Genomic DNA, 20,993 nt, shown 5'->3' on the forward strand with positions numbered 1-20,993 from the left:
TTTAGGCTTTCTACACCCTGAAGAATATCAATACCGCCTTGAACGACATCAATCACAGGTGAAATTGGAGATGTACCGCCACCGATGCCACCAGTAACACCGCCGATAATATTAGTTACGGTTTCAAGAGGATTGCCACCACTAATTCCGCCAGTCACACCACCAATAATATTGGTTACAGTGTCAACAGGGCTTGTAGAACCAATACTACCTGTAACTGTGCCCACTGCATCAGAAACAAGACCAGTTGTGGTCGTTGTAAGTGTATTTGTTGCTGTAGATAGAGTGTCTGAAAGTAAGCCAGAAGTTGATATGTGACCATCAACAGTAGAGCCGCCCGTTACATTAGTATTCACCGATATAATATTGCCCAAATCTTGAGTAACTTTTGATATCGAAGAAACGAGATTTTTTAGTAAGAACATTTCAGTCTATTTCCTATATAATTATGTATTTTTAAGTAAGTATTATTTATTGCGCGAGTTAATTATTGAGATATATATCTCAATAATTGCGATTTAGTATTGGTGAGATCTCAAAAGCTGTCAATGTGTATTTTTAGTCACATTTTTTGATATTAAATAATATTTAAAGCAATAATAATTTTTTAATTTAGACGTAAAAATAATAATATTTTTTATATAATATTTTTTTCATTAATTATTTTTTAATCATATTTTCACTCATTTGATGCATTATCCTCGATAGATTCTAATTAAGCTTATAATGTTAAAGCTTGCCCAGAAATATATTATTTCTATAATGTTGACTAAAATAGTAGCCTTTATCATCTGGGTATATGGCCAAATGCCTCAAAAAGCCGATAAAATTTATTTGAAAAAAAATATTTCAAATATATCTTAAATGAGAAAAACACTAATAATTTTAGCCTCTATTTGATGTAAACTAGCTTGATGGCTAAGAACTAGACGTTTGGTGACAGAAAGATGAAAAAAGGCTTCCTAAGCTTTGAAAAATGCGTATAATGCGCAACATCAAGTACGCGCTCATAGCTCAGCTGGATAGAGCACTTGGCTACGAACTAAGGGGTCGGGAGTTCGAATCTCTCTGAGCGCACCACTTGAAGAATTAACCGCTATATATAGCGGTTTTTTTGTGCCTGTTTTTTATCATTTCAATTTTAAAGCCAGTGCTCATGGCAACCGGCTTTAAATGATTTGAAGTTGAAAAAAATTAGCTAAATGTTTTAAAACGGCTTTCATCTTCAATAAATGCTTTTTCACCTGCTTGGCCTTCAATTGAGCCAAATACTAATTGAGCTCTTAATTTCCACTGAGTAGGGATGTTAAAAGTAGTGTTAACTTTCTCATCAATAATTGGATTGTAGTGCTGTAAAGAGGCTCCAAGACCCTGCTCAGCCAGTACGCTCCATACTGCAAATTGGGCAATTGCTGTTGAATGTTCAGACCACACTGGGAAATTGTCAGCATATAATTCAAATTGTTCTTGTAGACCTTTAATTACATCCTGATCTTCAAAAAATAAAACTGTACCTGCACCTGCTGCAAAGCTTTGAATTTTTTGCTCAGTTCCGGCTAATGCTTCAGCAGGGACAATCGTTTTTAATACATCTAAAACAATATTCCAGAAGTTTTCATGAGACTGATTAAATAAAATCACAACGCGAGAAGATTGAGAGTTGAACGCTGATGGGCTATGTTTGACCGCTTCTTGAATCAATTCTTCAATTTCCGAAGGGGTATGTTCTAAGTTTTTTCCAATCGAATAGATAGAACGGCGTTTTTTAATTAATTCTAAAAAGTTAGTTTCATTTGAAAGATGGTTCTCTTGAGTGGCTTGGATAACCACATCTTTTGAGACAGTCGCTTTTTGATTTAAGCCAAATAATTTTGCAAGAAAAGACATGAGACATTCCACTAAGATGGTGATGTTCCTATTGTAGAAATTTTAAAAACTGAAATAAGCTCAAAAAATATGAATCTACGTTCTATATATGCAACGTAGCTGCTCTTCCAATCTATTAATAAGCTCCACTTTTAAACAAAATAAAAAATAGCTTTTGATTCATTTTAAAGCTGAAATGAATATGCTCTAATAGTTTCGATTTATTGAGTATTGATGCAGTGCAATGACCGAGCAAAAAATAGCTTTATCTTTACGTTACTATTAATTTAGAAGAGTCACAAGATGGATTTTCATTAGTGACGTTTGGGAAAAAGCAAATTACCCGTTTTCTAACACCTGCGATTAGTATCGCAATTATTATTTGGGGATTTTATTTAGGTCTCTCTGGTGTTGGTCGATATTATGTCGGGTTAGGTGTGTTTTTTCTAGTGATGCAAGGTCTCATGCGTTACTGGCTTTTACCGATGTTATTTAAGCGTCAATTCGTTCGTTACCAGTTTGGAAAGAGCGAGCAGGGAATCGACTTATATCAAGATTATTTTGAGCTTTACGCCAATGGCCGTAAGCAAGTGATGCAATATGCAGATGTGCAAACCTTTGCTAAAGGTAAGTTGACCTATATGCTTGAACTAAAAAATAAAACTGTAATTATTGTACCAAAACGAGCATTCTCACAGGTCGCAGATCAAACTATATTTGAAAATACATTTAAGAAATAAATTATTGGAATTATTAGCCGCAACAACAAAGGAAGCCTCATGAATACACGTCCTTCAAAAATCGTTTGCGTGGGCAGAAGTTACGCCGATCATGTCAAAGAATTAAATAATGCTATGCCTGATAGGCCAATATTATTTATTAAGCCACCGAGTAGCTTGATTGGTTTAAATGACGGTATTTCATGGAATCCAGCTTGGGGCAGTTGTCATTTTGAGTGCGAGTTAGTTTTGCGCATTGATCAGCCTTTAAAGGGTGAAACAGATCCTGAAAAAGCATTAAAAGCGATTGGTGCAGTGTCTTTAGGTCTTGATCTAACAATGCGTGATTTACAGAATGAACTAAAAGGTAAAGGTCATCCATGGGAGCGTGCTAAAGCTTTTGATGGCGCCTGTGTTTTGTCAGACTGGGTCGATGTGAGCGAAATTACAGATTGGCAAGAGACCAAATTCACTTTCCATATTAACGATGAGTTGCGTCAAGATGGAAATACTGCACTGTTAATGTTTAGCATTGGTGATCTGTTAACTGATATTAATCAAGTCTTTTCACTTGAACCGGGTGATGTAATTATGACTGGTTCGCCTGCTGGTGTTGGACCATTAAATGTAGGTGATCAGTTGAAAATGACATTAAAAGGTGCAACGCAAGATTTTGTATGGAAAACTTTTGTAAAAGCCTAATCCATTCCTAAAATGGACAATAAAAACCCTATTTTTCAGTAATAGGGTTTTTTATTGTCTAGATGAGGAATACTTCTATATTAATAAATAATCTTATTTTCTATTTCTCTTCAAAAATTGTTGAGAGAGGGATAGAAAGTTTGGCAGCCAAGTAATCATTAGACTCGACTAGAGCTGGTCCAATTTTTTCCATCCATTCATCGTCGTCATGTACATTTTGAACATCTTGGCGTAGTGGCAAAGGATATGGGAGAGCTGTGAAAAAACTCCAAAAGTCAACTTGGGTTAAATTACGGGCAAGCACATATTCATCTTTATCAGTGCGTTTAACTAAATTCTGCTCTTCAAGTAAGAGTACATAGGCTGGCCAACGGCCAATTTCTCCACGACCTAAAATTTCCAGAGCTTCTTTATCACTTACACTTTCGCCAAGTTTCTGTTTTTTATAAAACAGCTCAAGAATATCTAATAGCATTAAAACAGGATGACGTTTTTGCTCTTTACCCGAATGAAATGCAGTTAAAGCAAAACTCACCTCTACGCCTAGCAAAATAATATTCCATGAAAGAAAGATCCATAGAAGGAAAATTGGCACGGCTGCAAATGCACCATAAATAATTTCATAACTAGTGAAATTTGACATCACGAAGCTAAATAAATTTTTGAGTATTTCAAACAGTACTGCACTTAAACAAGCAGCAATTCCTGCTGCATAAACTGGGACGGTGCGATTGGGAATGGTCCAATATAAAATGAAGAAACCCAAAATAGTGAGTGCAAAAGAAATTAGCCAGAGTAGAAATGCGCCATCAAGTTGATAACCTGTGAAGTTATTGCTTAATAAGTTCATCGAAGCAACAGTTGATGAAATAACAAATGCACTGCCTAAAATAATAGGGCCAAGCGAAATAATGGTCCAGTAGCGCATAAAGCCCATAATGCCACTACGCGTTTCTTTTACTCGCCAAATACGATTAAAAACTGTTTCAATTGAGGTCAGCATTAAAACTGTCGTGACGAATAAAAATAGCACACCAATTACAGTCAAGTTACTCGACTTCTCTGTAAAAGCATTTAGTGCTTTATCAAATGCGATCGTGCTCTTCGGTAAAAAGTTACTATAAATTAAATGTTGAAGCTGTTGTCTTGCAGGTTCTAACGCTTTGATTGAAGAAATAATTACTAAAAAAACCGTTAGCATCGGTACAACTGCAAATAGTGTTGTATAGGTGAGAGAACCAGCTTGTTCACGGCACCGATCAGCTTCAAAACGCTTAAATACATATAAAACGAACTGAAACCAGGTTTTTTTATAAAAAGGAAGTTTCTCTAAAAAACGTTGTAACATACGTCGTCTATCCCGATTTTTTTAGTCATCATGTTGGGCGATTGATAGCTTAGCAAAGTATTAGCTTAAGAACTTAAATAGTAGGTTAAAGCAAAATAATAACTTAAAGAATGAAAGCCATTTTGTAAGTTTACTATGTGCTATAGAAAAAATTGTAGCAATAATCTTTTGAAGGAAGTCATATTTCTCTTATCAGGTATAAGCGAAATCAAAAAGATTACTCTTTTTATTTGATAGATTTGAGAAAGTTACCTAGCTTGCCTTCAGTACTACACGATCAATCGCTCCTAGAATTTCATAAGATTGGCTTCGCCAAAAAAATAAAAAATACCGTATAGTGTTCTTTTTAACAAAATTTATGAAACCGATGCAACCTTACATTCTTGTACTCTATTACAGTAAATATGGTTCTACTAAAGAAATGGCGCATTTAATTGCCAATGGTGTTGAGTCTGCGGGTATGTCAGTAAAAATTCGGACTGTTCCAAATATTGCTCCAGTCGTCACGACAGCTGAGCCAAGTATTCCGGCAGAAGGTGATATCTACTGTACGTTAGATGATCTAGCAAATTGCGCGGGGCTGGCGTTAGGTTCCCCAACTCGCTTCGGTAATATGGCAAGTGAAATGAAATATTTTTGGGATCAAACGACGAGTCTTTGGCTCAATGGGGCATTACACAATAAACCAGCTTGTGTTTTTACTTCTTCTGGATCAATGCATGGGGGGCAGGAGAGTACTTTACTTACTATGCTACCGCCGTTATTTCATCACGGGATGATGGTTATGGGATTACCAAATGCAATTCCGGCGTTATCTAACACGAAAACAGGTGGAACGCCGTATGGAGCTAGTCATGTAAGTGGTCCCCGCCATGACCAGAACTTAAGTCAGGACGAAAAGATTTTGTGTGAAGCTCAAGGCAGACGTTTAGGTGAAGTTACTAAAAAGCTCCTTATTTCACCTTAATTAAATAAAAAAAGAGCGGATTATCCGCTCTTTTTTTATTTGTATATCTTATTCTTTTACAAAGGTAACTTTACCATCTGTAAGAGAGTGAACACGTGCTAGTGATTCAACTCGGTAGCCTTTTTCAAGCAATAAATCACGACCTGGTTGGAATGATTTTTCAATCACAATACCGACACCCACAACTTCTGCATTTGCTTGGTGAATTAAATCAATTAGTCCTAATGCTGCTTGACCATTCGCCAAGAAGTCATCAATAACTAATGCTTTATCAGTTGAATGAAGATGCTTGTTTGAAATCGCAATTGTACTTTCAGTTTGTTTAGTAAAAGAAAATACTTTAGAACGATATAGGTCATCTTTTAAAGTCAATGACTGATATTTTCGAGCGAAAATTACAGGTACACCAAGTTCCAAACCTGCCATGATTGCAGGTGCAATACCTGATGCTTCAATGGTAATAATCTTGGTAATCCCTGCATCTTTAAAGCGAGCGGCAAATTCTTTACCAATCTGCTGCATGAGTACAGGATCAATTTGGTGGTTTAAGAAAGCGTCGACTTTCAAGACTTGATCAGATAGAACGATACCTTCTGTTAAGATTTTCTGTTCTAGTGCGTGCACGGGAGAATCCTCTAGACGGATGCTTTTTAAAGCAAATGCGTATTTTAAAAAGCATCCAAAAAAATGCAAGCTTTAATTCGTCTTACCTGAATAACTTGTTAATAACAATCCATAAGAAGTTTTACCATCAATATGACTTACTTTAACTGGTAAATAATCTAATTTCGGTGCTAACCAAAAGATTGTGCTACGTTCAGGTTTTTTATGCTGTAAAACGACTTTAATGGTATCGAATGTTCCATAAGAGGTTTTAATTTTCTCGTTGCCTTGTTTTACAAATCGACGATTTTCAACTTCTTTTGCATCTGCAAGTGGGTAAGAAGTTTTAAGTGAGCCATTTTTTAAATCTTCACGCAGTTGTAACTCTGCATTTAACTCATCAAGAACGCCTGCTTGCCAAGCAAATGAACGGGCCTTATCGTCTTTCTTAGTCGAAATAGTTTTACTATTGGGATTAAAGTTAATACTCATAGTGTTGTTGTGAATCAAAATTTTGCTAGTACGGCTAAAACTTTGAGACCCAATTTTACCATTAGCAAAACTAAATTTACTTGTTTCACTTGCAGAAGCAATTCCACCTGCTTTTGCAGTGAAATTATAAGTCCAATTATTACCTTGCTGGCTTAAAGCACGTGTAGCTGTACCCATACCTTTATTATTATAAGTAAACTGATAATTTGCCTGAAATGGGCTCATGGCAAGAGCATGACTTGAGAAGCCTGCAAAAAGCAAAGTTGTTGAAATACCTGTTGCGATGCCAAACGATTTCAGAAATTTTGTTGCCATAAGTAAGTATCCTTGTACAGACTAAAAAGTTAGTGCTGATGCATCTGTAACTTAAACATATTATGCCTGTTGATCATGGAGAAAAAATCAGGATTTATGCTAAATGTGTAATCTATTTGTGTTTTTTTGGCAGCGAGTTATTTTTCATTTATATCCATTTAAGCATCTTTTTGCTGAATTGGTGTTATTTCAGAGTCTTCTAATTCATCTTCAAAATCATCATCCTGATCACGGTATAGTAGTGCTGCTAAATTCACATTTCCAAATACGACTAATTCAGCTTCACGCACCCGTGCATAATTTACATGTACTTTACCTAATGTCTCGATAATACTGGCTTTTTTACCAAACCAGCGGTTGAGATCAAGAAATATAAGTTCATCACGTTCTTCTGCTACATTAAAACGTTCAAGAATCATCCCTAAAGGATCTTTTTTCAAAATCTTATGGTAGTAAAAAACTGCGGCTTTCACGGCGATTTTTTGCCAAAAGTTTTTATATTTTGCTTCAATAATTTGTGTATTACTAATTTGTTCAAAAACTAAAAGCTGTTGTTCTTTATTAAATTCCATTTGAATTAGTTTTAAATCAACAGATAGCGTCGTCTCTAGGCCTTTTACATGCATAGTTGCATATAACCTTAACCAGTCATGATAAAGATCAGCATGTAGGTCATCTAAAAATTCAACATTATTGGTGACATAACGTTGTAAAGTTGCATTCAGAAAGGTTTGCGATAACGTAAAATCTCTTTCTTCCTCAATGAATGCTTCTGCTTTTTTATAGACTTTTTGAAGGCGTCGGACTAAAGAGGAAAATAGCGTTTGCATAAAAGAACTTCCAGAAGATAATTTACTAAAGAGCCCACACAATCTTTATTATGATAAAAAACGGGTTTTGATATTGCAGTGTAACAAATTTAATTGATACATTTTGACAAAATGAAAATGGATAAAACTCTCTATTTGAAGTGAATCACACTTTTATCCAAATTTGAATATTATTTTACATTTTATTCGGTATTAAACCGTGGGGAAAAGGCATTTATATGCTTTTAAGATTATGCTGAACACCAGAAGTCGATCCATAGAACATTTTCATTATTGGTGGCAAGACCGAATCTTTATTGCTGCAACAATATTGGCAATCTTGCTGCATATTTTTGTGTTGCTTATTCACTTTGCCATGCTTAGCCCGTCAGAGCAATCTACTAAAGAAATTGCAATTTCAATTCGACCAAGCAATGAGCCAGTTAATCAGGCAGATTTTTTGGCTCAATCAGACCAGCAGGGTTCAGGTGCATTTCGTGAGGCTCACCGGACTTCTAGTGATACTCCAAACCCTATGCTTAGTGACGCTTCAACTGGAAGTGCAGAGTTAGAAACTTTGCAAAAGGTTCAGCAACAAAGAGAACTTAAATTTGAAGAAAAAGTTCTAATGACGGTTTTGAGTTGGCAAAAACAAGCTGATGCAAGTCAGAGGAAAAAAGAATTAGAACAATTACAAAGTCAATTTCAAGCAAAAGCTGCGATGGTTGCCAGCCTTGAAGCACAATATTTACAACGTCGGCAAGATTTTAGCCGTCAGCAAAAAATCAAGACAGTAGATGGAATTCAAGCAAAGAAAGATGCCTCGGCTGCTTATTTAGATAAGTTTCGTGAAAAAGTGGAGCTTTACGGTAACCGCTATTATCCGGAAGAAGCCAAACAGCAACAACTAAGAGGTGAAGTCCGTTTAATGGTGATTTTGAATGCCCAAGGTGGGATTCGTGCAATACGTTTGCTTGAAAGCTCAGGGTATTCAATACTAGATGAAGCCGCTAAGTCTTCAGTACGTCGCGGTGCACCATTTGGACATTTTGATGCCAATATGAAAGATATTTCGGAGTTACGTATTGTGCGTACTTGGCGCTTTGATCCAGCTGAAGCAGAATTTGAGGTTCACTAATTAGTAAAATGTGGATAACTTTTAGGATATCCACATTTTACTAATGATCACATTATTCCTGATAAGGGTTTGCAATATTGAGTTTTGCTAAAATTTCAATTTCTAAGCCTTCCATCTCTTCTGCATCTTCATCACTAGTTTCATGGTCATAACCGAGCAAATGTAAAACGCCATGTACTAATAGATGGGCAAAATGATTTTGGGCAGTTTTTTTCTGCTCTAATGCCTCTTGTAATACCACCGGAATGCAGATAACCAAATCACCTAGAGGTAAGGCATCTAGCATTGGTAAAACTTCTTCAGGAATATCACTTGGAAAAGATAAGACATTAGTTGGTTTGTCTTTTTCTCGGTACTGCAAATTGAGTTGCTGGCTCTCATCCAGATCAACGCAAGCAACCCCAATTTCACAATCTTCTTTATAACCAACGTGGCGTAAAGTTGTCTCAATAATTTTTTTGAGTTGAGCTCGTTTGAGCTCTAACTCAGGTGATTGAAAGTCTTGTTGTAAACTTAAACTGATTTTCAAAATGAATCCTTAAGCATCCTGATGTTGCAAGTCTGCTGCTGTATCGTTTTCAGCAACTAATGCCTCTTGACGTGCTTTACGTTCAGCACGCGCTTCAGCATTAAGACGCTGTTGTTCACCATCCCAACCTTCATACGCTTCAACAATTTTTTGAACAAGTTGATGACGTACAACGTCACGGGAATGGAAACGGGTAATATGAATTTCTTTAATGTTCTCGAGTACACGTAGTGCATGCGCCAAACCAGATTGTTGGCCTCGAGGTAAATCTACTTGGGTAATATCACCTGTAATCACTGCACGAGAGCCAAAACCTAAACGGGTCAAGAACATTTTCATTTGTTCAGGTGTTGTGTTTTGAGCTTCATCCAAAATTACAAACGAATGGTTAAGTGTACGACCACGCATATATGCAAGAGGTGCAACTTCAATCACTTGACGCTCGATTAACTTGGCAACTTTTTCAAAGCCGAGCATTTCGTAGAGGGCATCGTAAAGAGGGCGTAGGTATGGATCGATTTTCTGAGTTAAATCACCAGGTAGGAACCCGAGCTTTTCTCCAGCTTCCACGGCAGGACGTACAAGTAAAATCCGCTGGATTTCGTTACGTTCGAGCATATCTACTGCGGCAGCAACTGCTAAATAGGTTTTACCTGTACCAGCAGGGCCTACCCCAAAAGAAATATCGCTTTGCAAAATACGCTGTACATAGCGTTTTTGATTGGCGCCACGTGGATTAATGCGGCCTTTTCGGGTCTGGAAATAAACATCCATTGGTGCATCATGCTCATCCATTTCCTCTCCCACTAACTCGAAATTACGTTCAGTTTGAGAAGATTGAATTAGCAGATGCAATAGATCGGCACTGATTTGCTGGGATACCTCAGACTCTTCGTAGAGTCGTTGCAATAATGCTTCGGCTCTCCCAACAGCATCTATCTCACCATCGATATGAAAAACATCTCCACGATGAGTAATTTTGACATCTAAACGCTGTTCAATTTGCTTAAGGTGCCCATTATAGGCACCCAAGATGCTCTTTAAACGTTCCATTGAAATTTCAGGAAATGTTACGGTACGTCGAATCGCTGCAGTCAAGAGAAAACCTTTCAGTAGACTTTAGAATACCTCTACATTACGCCACGTCAGGCTCAAGATTCAAGAGCTCACCGTAAACTAAATTTAAAGTTTTAATTTCAGTAATCTCGATCTCTGCAAAACGGCCAACCCAAGCAGCATCACCGACAAAAGTGACTAGACGTGTATTGTCAGCTGTACCGAGTAAAATATTAGGGTCTTGGTCTGAGACTTTTTCAATAAGAACGCGTTCAATTTTGCCAAGCATTGCATCAGTTTTTTCAATACTAGACTGTTTAATTACTTTTTGAACTTGAGCTAAACGCTCTTTTTTGACGTGCTCAGGTGTAGTGTCTGGTAAGTCCGATGCAGGTGTGCCCGGACGTTTTGAATAGACAAAACTATACGAGTGATCGAAATCTAAGTCTTTGATAAATTGAAGTGTTTTAGCGAAGTTTTCATCAGTTTCACCTGGGAAGCCAATAATGAAGTCACTCGATAAATGCATATCTGGACGAATTTTTCTTAGCTTGGCAATCTTATCGATATAAACATCAATCGTATGATTTCGCTTCATTGCCTGTAAAACATCATTAGATCCACTTTGAACAGGCAAGTGTAAATGCGACACCATTTGAGGTAAATCTTCATAGCACTGAATTAACTCATCAGAGAACTCAAGTGGATGAGATGTTGTATAACGTAAACGGCCGATACCCGGAATTTCTGCAACGAGTCGTAACAATTCAGGGAAGGTACAGATGCCACCTTCAAAGGTTTCACCACGATATCCATTTACATTCTGACCAAGGAGTGAAATTTCACGAACACCTTTTTCAGCAAGACCCGCGATTTCAGCAAGTACATCATCTAATGGGCGAGAAACTTCTTCACCGCGTGTATAAGGAACTACACAGAAAGAACAATATTTAGAGCAGCCTTCCATAATAGAAACGAATGCTTTAAAGCCTTCTACACGTGGTTCAGGTAAAAAGTCGAACTTTTCAATATCTGGGAAAGAAATATCAACCAGCTTGATTTTATCTTTTTTTGGTTTTTCTACTTGAGCATTATGTTGATCAAGCATTTGTGGTAAACGGTGTAATGTTTGTGGGCCAAAAATCATGTCTACGTAAGGCGCACGTTTTTGAATATTGTCACCTTCTTGAGAGGCAACACATCCACCCACACCAATTACCAGGTCAGGATTTTTGTCTTTGAGTTTACGCCAGCGACCTAATTCACTAAATACTTTTTCCTGCGCTTTTTCACGAATAGAACATGTATTCATGAGCAGAATGTCTGCTTCATTAGGGTTGGTCGTTAAAACGTAGCCGTGAGAGTCCCCTAAAAGGTCTGCCATACGGTGACTGTCATACTCATTCATCTGACACCCTTGAGTTTCAATATAAAGTTTTTTTATTGAAACATCAGTGGTGTGCGTTGGCTGGGTAACAGTGTTTTCTGAGGCAGCTTTGGCACCATTGGGAATGAAGGTTTGAACCGTCATGCAGGCTCCTAACAGATCGATCTAAAAAGAATAAATTGGCCCAAAATGGGTCAAACCATTTATTATAGCAGTATTTGAGCTGAACCGATAACAGTAAACTTTCAGAACATGACAAGGTTTTTGTGAAGTAAATTAGGTGAATTTTAATGATGTTGAATCATAGAGTTACATAACACAACAAAAGAAAGCACGAAGAATAATTAAACTATGCGTTGAAGGTGAATAGTCAAGGTTTAGCACATTTATGAGACCAAGTAGAAAGAGCTCATCAATACATAGTCGTGTAATGAAAAATAAATATATGCATCGTAGCTGGTTAGGAGCTATGTGTTTACTTGGTTGTTCATTTACTTATGCTGCCGAAGAGCAGTTCAATGATGCCTTAAATGCTGCAAATAGTGGTAATACTGCGTTATTAGACCAATATCAGCTTGCAATGCAAAATGATGTATTGGGATATTATCCAGAGTATTGGAAACTCAATACCAACCTTGGCTTTCAACCCACTGCCTCTATCGTAAGCTTTGCTCAACGCTATCCACAATCAGCAATGGCTGAAAAATTAGCAGCTGATTATGTTGAAGAAAAAGTTAAACAAGCTGACTTTGCATCTGCACAACCTGTCTTATCTTATGTTACCAATCCTGACCAAGCCGAAAATTGTGCTTTAGCACAAGTGCGGGCGAAAAGCGGCGATGCTTTAGTTTTTGCTGAATATAAAGATGTTTGGCTAGCAACTGAATCACAACCGGAATCTTGTGTAGGCTTAGGTCGCATGATGTTATCTAGTCCTTTAATGAGTGCACAAGATAAACAACAGCGTCTATGGGTACAGTTGCGTGCAGGTTTGTCGGGACAAGCGCTCGCGACAGCACAGACTTTGGGTTTGAATCTTTCTTTGGCCCAGCTTAACCAAATTCAGGCTAATCCGCTTAACTATTTATGGAGTGCACCTAAGGCCAATGATGCAGATTATGCTTATTTGATTTTTGCTTTAGGGCGTTTAGCTAATAATGACTTGAGTAATGCTTTTTCAAATGTGCAGCGTGTCGCCCAAGGCACGCCACAAAATGTACAAAAATATTTATATCGTACGGTAGCCTATATTGGTGGCACGACGGTGATGAAAAATAATTTTAATCGTGAAGTTCTTCAATACTTTGATGCAAGTTATGGTTATCCATTAAGTCCGGAAGAAGCTGAAATTTATGCACGTCAGTCAATCCGTTTTGGCGCGTGGGAAAGCTTAATTCGTGCGATTGATAGTATGACCGTGACCCAAAAACAAGAAGACCGCTGGCAATATTGGCTTGCTCGTGCGACAGAGCAGCGTGGTGATAGTGCTTCTAAAGCAACAGCACAACAAATTTATAGAAAATTAGCTCAGGCGGGTGATGACTATCATAACCTTTTAGCAAAAGATCGCTTAGGTGAACGTTATAACCATCAACCTTATGATGATCAACCAACAGCAAGTGATTTAAGACGTTTAGATCAGAATATTCACTTCAATCGTGCTTTTACTTTAAGACGTATTAATGCAAATCCAACTTACACTAACCGTGAGTGGAATTGGGCGGTTCGTCAAGCTTATCTTCAACATGATGATGGTTTACTTTTAGCTGCGGCAAAGCGTGCTCATGATATGGGATGGTATGACCGTGCAATCTATGCAGCAGATCGTACAACTAATAAGCACAATGATACGTATCGTTATGTGACCCCACATAAGACTAATGTCGTAAGTCATAGTTACAATGCAGGAATTGATCCAGCATGGGCTTATGGTTTAATGCGTCAAGAAAGCCGGTTTGTCACCTCTGCACGTTCTCACGTTGGGGCGGGCGGTCTTATGCAAATTATGCCTGATACAGCGAAGTTGATTGCACGACAAATGGGTGAAACTTATAATCCTGCTGCATTAAATGAAATGAATACCAATATTCGATATGGAACATTTTATTTGTCGATGATTCAGGGACAATTAAGCAACAACCCTGTTTTGGCAACTGCAGGTTATAATGCGGGACCTAATCGGGCTAGACGTTGGCAACCGGACTATCAATCAATTTCGGCTGACCAATATACTGAGACAATTCCATTGTTAGAAACCAGAGACTATGTCAAGCATGTTATGACGAATGCAACACATTACGGCGTAATATTGGGTCAAGGCGCCCAGTCGTTATCGCAGCGTATGAAAGTCATTCCAATGCGTACGTCGCCTTAACTTTAAGGTGGTTGATGATGGATCTTCTTTTAATTGGCATATTCAAGTTTTAATTAAATGAAATATAGATATTTGGAGCTTCGTTCAGTTTTACAACTTGCATGGTGGCTCATCTGTGCGGGAGTAGGGTTGATGAGTTCCGTTTTACATGCCGAACCTGTTAATTTACAGGGGTATGTTATGCATGTGCAAATGACACCAGCTGCATGCGCATTAGATCCCTCTAAACAAAAACAACGTAAATGTCTTGAAGGCTATTCACTGACAATTACAGGTCTTATGCCGGAAACCACAAAAACTGATTGTTCAACAGAAAGTTCAGCAGCCCTCTCTCCATTACAAGCTAAAGTCGTAGCTCGGGTTATGCCTGATAATAATGCTCGTGTGCAGCTATGGAAAAGTGTAGGGGGGTGCGTTCCTATGAATGCAAGCCAATATTTCCGTACAGTTATTAATTTTGCTGAACGTTTAAAAATCCCGGCTAGTCTTACAAGTTCAACAAATGTTGAAATACAGCAATCAGCATTAAGACAGCAGTTTACTCGTCTTAATCCAAGCTTACCTCAAAATGGTATCCGTTTTAGTTGCCAGTTATCGCGTTCAGATGTGGTCTTAACAGAAGTGAAAGTTTGTTACACGGTAAAAGGCCAATATAAACAATGTGCAAATCATGTGGTATCGAATTGCCCTGGTGAAATCATGATTAAAGGTAGTTACTAAAGATAGTGAACATTTCGTAAGAAAATGCTCGCCATACATTGAATCTATTTATAAAGGTTAATTTGTATTTTCTATCAGACTTTTGGTGAAAATGAGTCGCTTTTACATGCATCTGCCAAATCTTTAGAGTACAATCTTTGCCGTTTATGATGATTTGGTTAGATGGAATTCCTATTTAGCCCGATTAAGGACACTCATTGGAGACAATTACATGAAGCAACCCGTTCGTGTTGCCGTGACTGGCGCTGCAGGTCAAATTGGTTACAGCTTATTATTCCGTATCGCAAGCGGTGAAATGTTAGGTAAAGATCAACCTGTTATTTTGCAATTGCTTGAAGTTCCAGTTGAAAAAGCACAACAAGCGCTTAAAGGCGTAATGATGGAACTTGATGACTGTGCTTTCCCTTTATTGGCTGGCATGATCGGGACTGATGATCCGAAAGTTGCATTTAAAGATGCTGACTACGCATTATTGGTAGGTTCTCGTCCACGTGGTCCTGGTATGGAACGTGCTGACTTGTTAAAAGTTAACGGTGAAATTTTCATCGGTCAAGGTCAAGCATTAAACGAAGTTGCTAGCCGTAACGTTAAAGTATTAGTTGTAGGTAACCCTGCAAACACTAACGCTTACATCGCAATGAAATCTGCTCCAGATCTTCCAGCGAAAAACTTCACAGCGATGTTGCGTCTTGACCACAACCGTGCGTTGACTCAAGTTGCTCAAAAAGCTGGTGTGGCAGTTGCTGATATCGAAAACTTAACAGTTTGGGGCAACCACTCTCCAACAATGTATGCTGACTACCGTTTTGCAACTGCAAATGGCGAAAGCTTAAAAGACAAAATTAACGATCCAGCTTGGAACAAAGATGTATTCCTTCCAACTGTTGGTAAACGTGGTGCTGCGATCATCGAAGCGCGTGGTTTGTCTTCTGCTGCTTCTGCTGCTAATGCTGCAATTGACCATATGCGTGATTGGGCGCTTGGTACAAACGGCAAATGGGTAACTATGGGTATTCCATCTGATGGTTCTTATGGTATTCCTGAAGGCGTTATGTTCGGTTTCCCTGTTACAACTGAAAACGGTGAATACAAAATCGTTCAAGGTTTAGAAATCGATGAATTCAGCCGTGAGCGTATCAACTTCACTCTAAACGAGCTTGAAGAAGAACGTGCAGCAATTGCTGACATGGTAAAATAATTCATCAACTTGATGAATTAAAAAAAGCACTCTTTATAGGGTGCTTTTTTATTGAATCCTGAAAAGGGAACACAAAAAGCAACAAGAAAATATAGACACTATCATGCAAGTAAAAACGTTTTATTGTTAGATTAGTTAATAGATGATTTAAAAGAAGTTATAGGAGAATAACAATGTTTGAGCAGCAACCTACATTAGAGCTTTTATTTGATCAACTGGGTTTGGACTCAGATGAAGCAAGTATTGAAAATTTTATCAAGACACATCAATTGCCAGCCGAACAAAAATTACATGAAGCTTCTTTTTGGTCAAAGGGGCAAAGTGATTTTTTAAAAAGTCATTGGGAAAAAGATGATGAGTGGATTGTGGTGATTGATGAACTGAATGAACAGTTACATGAAGACAGCGTGAAAAAATAAGTTCATAAAATAAAGCCTGTTTTACATTTAATACGTAAAACAGGCTTTATTACATTAAGGGTTTAATGTGTTTTTACTTTTAATTGATCTTTATACCATGGTTCATGACGAACAAGATCAAATACAGGTTGGCCATGAAGTAGTTCAAGATCACACGTAGACGTTGATAAATATTTAGTTAACCAATGTCGTGTTAGTGCTGACTCTTGTCGTGCTGCTGAAGCATAGGCCAAAAAGAAATAGATATCAGCATGTTCGTGATGTGCTAATGGCTTCAAAATTTGTTGAGTAATTAACGCAAAACGTTTTTCTTTATTTAATTCAAAATAAAGCATATACGCTTTGGCTAAGTATAAAGACAAATTAAGATATAAGCTCAATGGCATTTCTTCATATTCCATACGAGCTTGTTCAAGCAGAACAATAGCTTCTTGTAAAAAATGAAGTTGCTCTTGGCGAACACGACTTAATACTACAAGTTGCATGCGTAAATCAGCACGCTCCAAAGCAAGCTCAGGCGTATTTTCAGTCAAATAAAGTTGGTCTGTTTCACCAATTCGGTTCACAATTGTTTTACTTTCAATAGACATACGCCATCACCTTTTCTAATCAATAGCTTTTATATCGGGTTCATTTAGCAAATTTAAAGAGTAACCTTTAGACCCAAATGGAATTTCCACTACGAAGCCAAGCTGTAATAGAGAGTCTTTGTTGTTTTGAGGTTAATACTTCATGTAATAAATCACTTTGAAATATTACCAGGCGATTGGGTTCAGGATTAACAATATGCCATTTCTCATTTTTATCTTGTAGTCGTAATTGTCCACCCCAATCTTCTTGCCATTCTGGATGTAAGTAATAGACAGTTGACATCATACGATCATTTTTTTGTTGGGGATTGTCTCGGTGTAAAGCATAGAATTCACCCAAATTATAACGAGCAAAATGAGCTTCAACTTCTTTAATTCCTAAATAGAATGCTTGATTTAAACTTTGTGAAAATAAACTTAAAGTTTCAATATGTTGCTGAGCAATAGGAAGCTGATCGTTAATCCAAAGAATATGGTCACTACGAATATTACTAACTACGCCGTTTTGAATACCTGCTTCTCTAAATTCATCCATGTGATGGCTGCACTCATTAGCGACCTGAGCGCGATATTGATCGGGATAGGCCTGATTTATAATGGCAAAGCCATGCGTATTTAAATCATCTAAAATTTGATCCAAATTCCATGAATCAGGAAGCGAATGAGAGTGCATATAACCTCAGGTAGATCGTAAAAATATCAAGCAGCTCTATTTTAGATGATCACAACCTTACGAAAGAATATTTTTTTCATGTTAAACTATTTGTTGAATTGAGGAATTAAAGTCAACATGAATTACCGTCACCATTTCCATGCGGGCAACTTTGCAGATGTTATGAAGCATGTGCTTTTGCTACAGCTGCTCAACCGTTTAAATGCTAAAGATAAACCTTATCGTTATATCGATACGCATGGAGGGGCAGGCAAATATGATTTATCTCTGGCACCTGCACAAAAGTCTGGAGAGTTTCTCACAGGCATTCATCGTCTAGTTCAACTATCTGACATGGAAAAGCGTCAGGCACCTGAAGCGATCCAGCAATATTTGAAATTGGTTGAACAATTACGTTCTGAGGAAGGAAAGGGTAGTTATCCTGGTTCTCCTTGGTTTGCTTTGCAAGGCATGCGTGAAATCGACAAAGCGACTATATTTGAAATGCAGCGCGATGTATTTCAGCAATTACGTCATAACATTCGTGATAAACGTGCAGGTTTACATGAACGCGATGCATATGAAGGCTTGCTCGGTGTAATTCCGCCAAAAGAAAAGCGCGGTCTGGTTATGATCGACCCTCCTTACGAATTAGAACGTAAAGACTTTCCGCAATTAGTTGAACTTTTACAACAAGCTTATAAGAAGTGGCCAACAGGCGTTTTTGCAGTTTGGTATCCAATTAAAGACCGAGCGATGATTGAACGTTTTGAAAAGAAAATGTTTAAAACGGGTATTCGCCGTCAGTTAGTTTGTGAAATTTGTGTATGGCCAGATGACACCCCCGTAGGTCTAAATGGTTGTGGTTTATTAGTGATTAACCCACCTTGGCAGTTCTCAGAACAAGCAGACCAAGCACTACAGTGGTTATTCCCACATCTACGTATGCAAGAAACTGGTGGTCATGCTGCTGTTCGCTGGTTAGTAGGTGAGTAACAGTTAACTTAAATCAATGCACATGTTTGGAATAGAAAATAATGACAAATGCGCCTAAACCAGAGCAAGATTTAACTCATAATGAACATTCATTTGATGGGATTACATTTGAAGTGGTTGAAGAAGAAGATAATCCGGAAGGACAAAAAGTGAAGCGCCGAGGTATTTACCTTTGGCCTAACTTAATTACAACCGCTGCTCTGTTGTCCGGTTTCTATTCCATCATTGCAAGCATGAATGGGGATTTTAACCAAGCGATCTATGCCATTTTTATTGCAGCGCTACTTGACGGTTTAGATGGTCGAGTTGCTCGAGCGATTGGTGCACAAAGCGCTTTTGGTGAACAATATGATTCTCTATCGGACTTGTTGGCTTTTGGTGTGGCTCCTGCAATGCTGATGTATAGCTGGAGTTTGCATGATTTGGGTCGTATTGGATTAGCATGCTGTTTTGTTTATACAGCCTGCGCAGCCTTCCGTTTAGCACGTTTTAATGTGCAAATTGGAGTTGTTGATAAGCGTTATTTTATCGGCATAGCAAGTCCACTTGCTGCTATTATCATTATTTCACTTGTCTGGGTGGCTCGCGACTATCCTTTCATTTTTGACTTACGTGATATTGCGATTAAAACTATTAATGCCGTTCTTATGGTTGTTGTGGGATTACTCATGATTTCCAATATTAAATACTATTCTTTCAAGCAGATGGATCGTAAACGCGTTCCTTTTGTAGTTATGTTGCCAGTAGTACTGATTTTTGCGGCAATCACTTATAATATTCCAATGGGCATTTTGACTGTTTCGATTATCTATGCCCTCTCTGGTTTTGTTACAACTCTATTGGCACGCAAGAGTAATGAAACAATAAAAACATAAAATAGAAGAGGTTCAGTATGCCTAAGTTGATAAGTCAAATTAATCAATTACAGCAGCTGGGCCTTAATGCTAAAGAGGGGGTTGTTTATCAACCTTCTCGTGGCTTTTTTAAAATTGTTTATCAAGGCTTGGTTCTTCCAAATTTACCAACCCCGCTTCGTTATTTTAATTACATTAGTTTGGTAGGACAGCCGCGGATCCCTCTTTGTTATAACACTCACAGCATTACAACTTCGGCAATCGATACTGCAACTGTACTCGTCAGTAATAGCCAACATAGCGTGGGACATTTAAAAACATATTCTATTCGTCGCCAATGTCAGTTTGATTCGTCCCTCTATCAGTTTGATAAAATAGATGTGATTCAATGGCAAATTCCAACGATTCGCCTTCAGCGTTTAGACCCCGAAATGGGTTGTGATCTTTTAATTCAAGTCCCAGAGAATATTTCTAATGCCTCTGCATTACAGTGGGGCGTTTCTGACTATTGGTCAACACTGTGTGTTTGTGAAGGAGAAATTTTTTATAAAGGGCAAAAATATCAAATTGAAGGATTGGGGCGATTTAAACACGCAAGGGCTCTGCATTTACCGTTCTTATCTTTATGTTTCTATACATGCCAAATTATTAATTTAAATGAGACGACACAGCTTACATTCCTACAAATAAGAAATCAGTGGAATATCATTTTATGCTCAAGACTAGAAATACAAGAATTTGGGAAACCTGTTGAAAGCTTTACTGAAGATGTAAATTTACATATTCATCGGGTTTATCCAAAAGTTAAAACACCGAATGGTAAAGAGATGTATTTGCCACGAGAATTTTCTTGGCAGTGTAAGAAAAATGGAAAAATAATTTTTGAACTATATGCACAAAGCCGTGGTGACTACAAGTTTGGATTGGCAGCTGGATATGTAGGAAGCTTTCAATATCAATTAAGCTGGAATGAACAGTGTCTACAAGGTGAAGGTGGATATTGTGAATATATTGATTGTCGGCCACTTAGATGGCAAGAAAAGAATCAAGATGAAAAAATCTTAGATAAATTGATGCTTTTACAGCCATGTTTATATGAAAAATAACTATTTTTATCATTTTTGATTAAAAAGCGAACTGTTGTTGCACTAATATTAAAAAAGGGGTTGCAAAGGGTTTTTAATGGTCTATAATGCACATCCATCGGCGGTGATGCGGATAGAAACTTGTTGAAAAACAGTTACTTGTGATTAAGTTGG

General features: G+C 37.7%; 19 protein-coding genes, 1 tRNA gene and 3 pseudogenes. 12 read left to right on the top strand and 11 right to left on the bottom strand.

Going from position 1 to position 20,993, the window contains the following annotated elements; translation table 11 throughout:
* Window positions 1-425: pseudogene (locus POD11_RS17460) on the bottom strand (hypothetical protein); the annotation flags it as partial.
* A gap of 578 nt (window positions 426-1,003) precedes the next feature.
* Between POD11_RS17460 and POD11_RS17465 the strand changes: the two are divergent.
* Window positions 1,004-1,080: transfer RNA gene (locus tag POD11_RS17465), tRNA-Arg, on the top strand.
* Window positions 1,081-1,194: 114 nt separating this feature from the next.
* Here POD11_RS17465 and POD11_RS17470 read toward each other — a convergent pair.
* Window positions 1,195-1,887 carry a nitroreductase family protein gene (locus POD11_RS17470; RefSeq protein WP_239967785.1) on the bottom strand — a complete coding sequence of 231 codons (693 nt, stop codon included), beginning with the start codon at window positions 1,885-1,887 and terminating at the stop codon, window positions 1,195-1,197.
* A 223-nt stretch (window positions 1,888-2,110) separates the two neighbouring features.
* On the opposite strand from POD11_RS17470, the pseudogene POD11_RS17475 reads away from it, so the two are divergent.
* Both POD11_RS17475 and POD11_RS17480 read left to right on the top strand, forming a co-directional pair.
* A pseudogene (locus POD11_RS17475) lies at window positions 2,111-2,606 on the top strand (YcxB family protein).
* Between the two features lie 39 nt (window positions 2,607-2,645).
* On the top strand, window positions 2,646-3,287 hold the full coding sequence (locus tag POD11_RS17480; protein WP_262458121.1) for a fumarylacetoacetate hydrolase family protein: 642 nt from the start codon (window positions 2,646-2,648) through the stop codon (window positions 3,285-3,287).
* Between the two features lie 100 nt (window positions 3,288-3,387).
* Here POD11_RS17480 and POD11_RS17485 read toward each other — a convergent pair whose 3' ends face one another.
* Window positions 3,388-4,635 carry a YihY family inner membrane protein gene (locus POD11_RS17485; RefSeq protein ID WP_239967781.1) on the bottom strand — a complete coding sequence of 416 codons (1,248 nt, stop codon included), beginning with the start codon at window positions 4,633-4,635 and terminating at the stop codon, window positions 3,388-3,390.
* A 358-nt stretch (window positions 4,636-4,993) separates the two neighbouring features.
* Here POD11_RS17485 and wrbA point away from each other — a divergent pair, with 358 nt between their 5' ends.
* Entirely contained in the window at window positions 4,994-5,602 is a 609-nt protein-coding gene (gene wrbA / locus POD11_RS17490; protein WP_262458122.1) for an NAD(P)H:quinone oxidoreductase, read from the top strand.
* Between the two features lie 48 nt (window positions 5,603-5,650).
* Here the strand turns inward: wrbA and POD11_RS17495 are convergent, their stop codons facing one another.
* The 3 genes from POD11_RS17495 to POD11_RS17505 all read right to left on the bottom strand — a co-directional run bounded on the left by POD11_RS17495 (window position 5,651) and on the right by POD11_RS17505 (window position 7,842).
* Window positions 5,651-6,226 carry a xanthine phosphoribosyltransferase gene (locus POD11_RS17495; protein ID WP_002119547.1) on the bottom strand — a complete coding sequence of 192 codons (576 nt, stop codon included), beginning with the start codon at window positions 6,224-6,226 and terminating at the stop codon, window positions 5,651-5,653.
* Between the two features lie 72 nt (window positions 6,227-6,298).
* On the bottom strand, window positions 6,299-7,012 hold the full coding sequence (locus tag POD11_RS17500; protein WP_238514030.1) for a DUF3108 domain-containing protein: 714 nt from the start codon (window positions 7,010-7,012) through the stop codon (window positions 6,299-6,301).
* 158 nt (window positions 7,013-7,170) lie between these two features.
* Window positions 7,171-7,842, bottom strand: coding sequence for a hypothetical protein (locus POD11_RS17505; RefSeq protein ID WP_016142996.1), 672 nt, complete (start codon window positions 7,840-7,842; stop codon window positions 7,171-7,173).
* Between the two features lie 232 nt (window positions 7,843-8,074).
* On the opposite strand from POD11_RS17505, the gene POD11_RS17510 reads away from it, so the two are divergent.
* Window positions 8,075-8,959 carry an energy transducer TonB gene (locus POD11_RS17510; protein ID WP_262458124.1) on the top strand — a complete coding sequence of 295 codons (885 nt, stop codon included), beginning with the start codon at window positions 8,075-8,077 and terminating at the stop codon, window positions 8,957-8,959.
* Window positions 8,960-9,011: 52 nt separating this feature from the next.
* Here the strand turns inward: POD11_RS17510 and ybeY are convergent, their stop codons facing one another.
* The 3 genes from ybeY to miaB are packed head-to-tail and all read right to left on the bottom strand — an operon-like array spanning window position 9,012 to window position 12,075.
* Entirely contained in the window at window positions 9,012-9,488 is a 477-nt protein-coding gene (gene ybeY, locus POD11_RS17515) for an rRNA maturation RNase YbeY (RefSeq protein WP_002119528.1), read from the bottom strand.
* Window positions 9,489-9,497: 9 nt separating this feature from the next.
* Entirely contained in the window at window positions 9,498-10,586 is a 1,089-nt protein-coding gene (locus POD11_RS17520; protein WP_002119513.1) for a PhoH family protein, read from the bottom strand.
* Window positions 10,587-10,623: 37 nt separating this feature from the next.
* Window positions 10,624-12,075: a tRNA (N6-isopentenyl adenosine(37)-C2)-methylthiotransferase MiaB gene (miaB, locus tag POD11_RS17525; RefSeq protein ID WP_262458125.1), complete on the bottom strand. Its 1,452-nt coding sequence runs from the start codon at window positions 12,073-12,075 to the stop codon at window positions 10,624-10,626.
* A gap of 286 nt (window positions 12,076-12,361) precedes the next feature.
* On the opposite strand from miaB, the gene POD11_RS17530 reads away from it, so the two are divergent.
* The 4 genes from POD11_RS17530 to POD11_RS17545 all read left to right on the top strand — a co-directional run bounded on the left by POD11_RS17530 (window position 12,362) and on the right by POD11_RS17545 (window position 16,642).
* A complete protein-coding gene (locus POD11_RS17530) occupies window positions 12,362-14,305 on the top strand; it encodes a lytic transglycosylase domain-containing protein (protein WP_025470448.1) in 1,944 nt (647 codons plus the stop codon).
* 57 nt (window positions 14,306-14,362) lie between these two features.
* The gene (locus POD11_RS17535) at window positions 14,363-15,025 is read left to right on the top strand and encodes a ribonuclease T2 family protein (protein WP_262458127.1); all 663 of its coding nucleotides are present in this window, start codon (window positions 14,363-14,365) and stop codon (window positions 15,023-15,025) included.
* A 211-nt stretch (window positions 15,026-15,236) separates the two neighbouring features.
* Complete coding sequence (locus POD11_RS17540; RefSeq protein ID WP_002119517.1) at window positions 15,237-16,223, top strand: malate dehydrogenase; 987 nt, start codon at window positions 15,237-15,239, stop codon at window positions 16,221-16,223.
* Window positions 16,224-16,396: 173 nt separating this feature from the next.
* Window positions 16,397-16,642, top strand: a complete 246-nt coding sequence (locus POD11_RS17545) for a DUF2789 family protein (RefSeq protein ID WP_002119522.1) — start codon at window positions 16,397-16,399, stop codon at window positions 16,640-16,642.
* A gap of 62 nt (window positions 16,643-16,704) precedes the next feature.
* On the opposite strand, the gene POD11_RS17550 is transcribed toward POD11_RS17545, so the two are convergent.
* The gene (locus POD11_RS17550) at window positions 16,705-17,232 is read right to left on the bottom strand and encodes a hypothetical protein (protein ID WP_262458129.1); all 528 of its coding nucleotides are present in this window, start codon (window positions 17,230-17,232) and stop codon (window positions 16,705-16,707) included.
* A 67-nt stretch (window positions 17,233-17,299) separates the two neighbouring features.
* On the bottom strand, window positions 17,300-17,905 hold the full coding sequence (locus POD11_RS17555) for a 2OG-Fe(II) oxygenase (protein WP_031949403.1): 606 nt from the start codon (window positions 17,903-17,905) through the stop codon (window positions 17,300-17,302).
* A gap of 117 nt (window positions 17,906-18,022) precedes the next feature.
* Between POD11_RS17555 and POD11_RS17560 the strand changes: the two genes are divergently transcribed.
* From POD11_RS17560 to POD11_RS17570, 3 genes and pseudogenes are all read left to right on the top strand, one after another.
* Window positions 18,023-18,880, top strand: coding sequence for a 23S rRNA (adenine(2030)-N(6))-methyltransferase RlmJ (locus tag POD11_RS17560; protein WP_016143005.1), 858 nt, complete (start codon window positions 18,023-18,025; stop codon window positions 18,878-18,880).
* Window positions 18,881-18,921: 41 nt separating this feature from the next.
* The gene (pssA, locus tag POD11_RS17565; RefSeq protein WP_224993506.1) at window positions 18,922-19,755 is read left to right on the top strand and encodes a CDP-diacylglycerol--serine O-phosphatidyltransferase; all 834 of its coding nucleotides are present in this window, start codon (window positions 18,922-18,924) and stop codon (window positions 19,753-19,755) included.
* Between the two features lie 17 nt (window positions 19,756-19,772).
* Window positions 19,773-20,859: pseudogene (locus POD11_RS17570) on the top strand (DUF6670 family protein).
* Window positions 20,860-20,993 lie beyond the last annotated feature (134 nt).

Origin of the sequence: Acinetobacter sp. P1(2023) (assembly GCF_028367635.1) — a bacterium.
GTDB classification, from domain to species: Bacteria; Pseudomonadota; Gammaproteobacteria; order Pseudomonadales; family Moraxellaceae; genus Acinetobacter; species Acinetobacter pittii_E.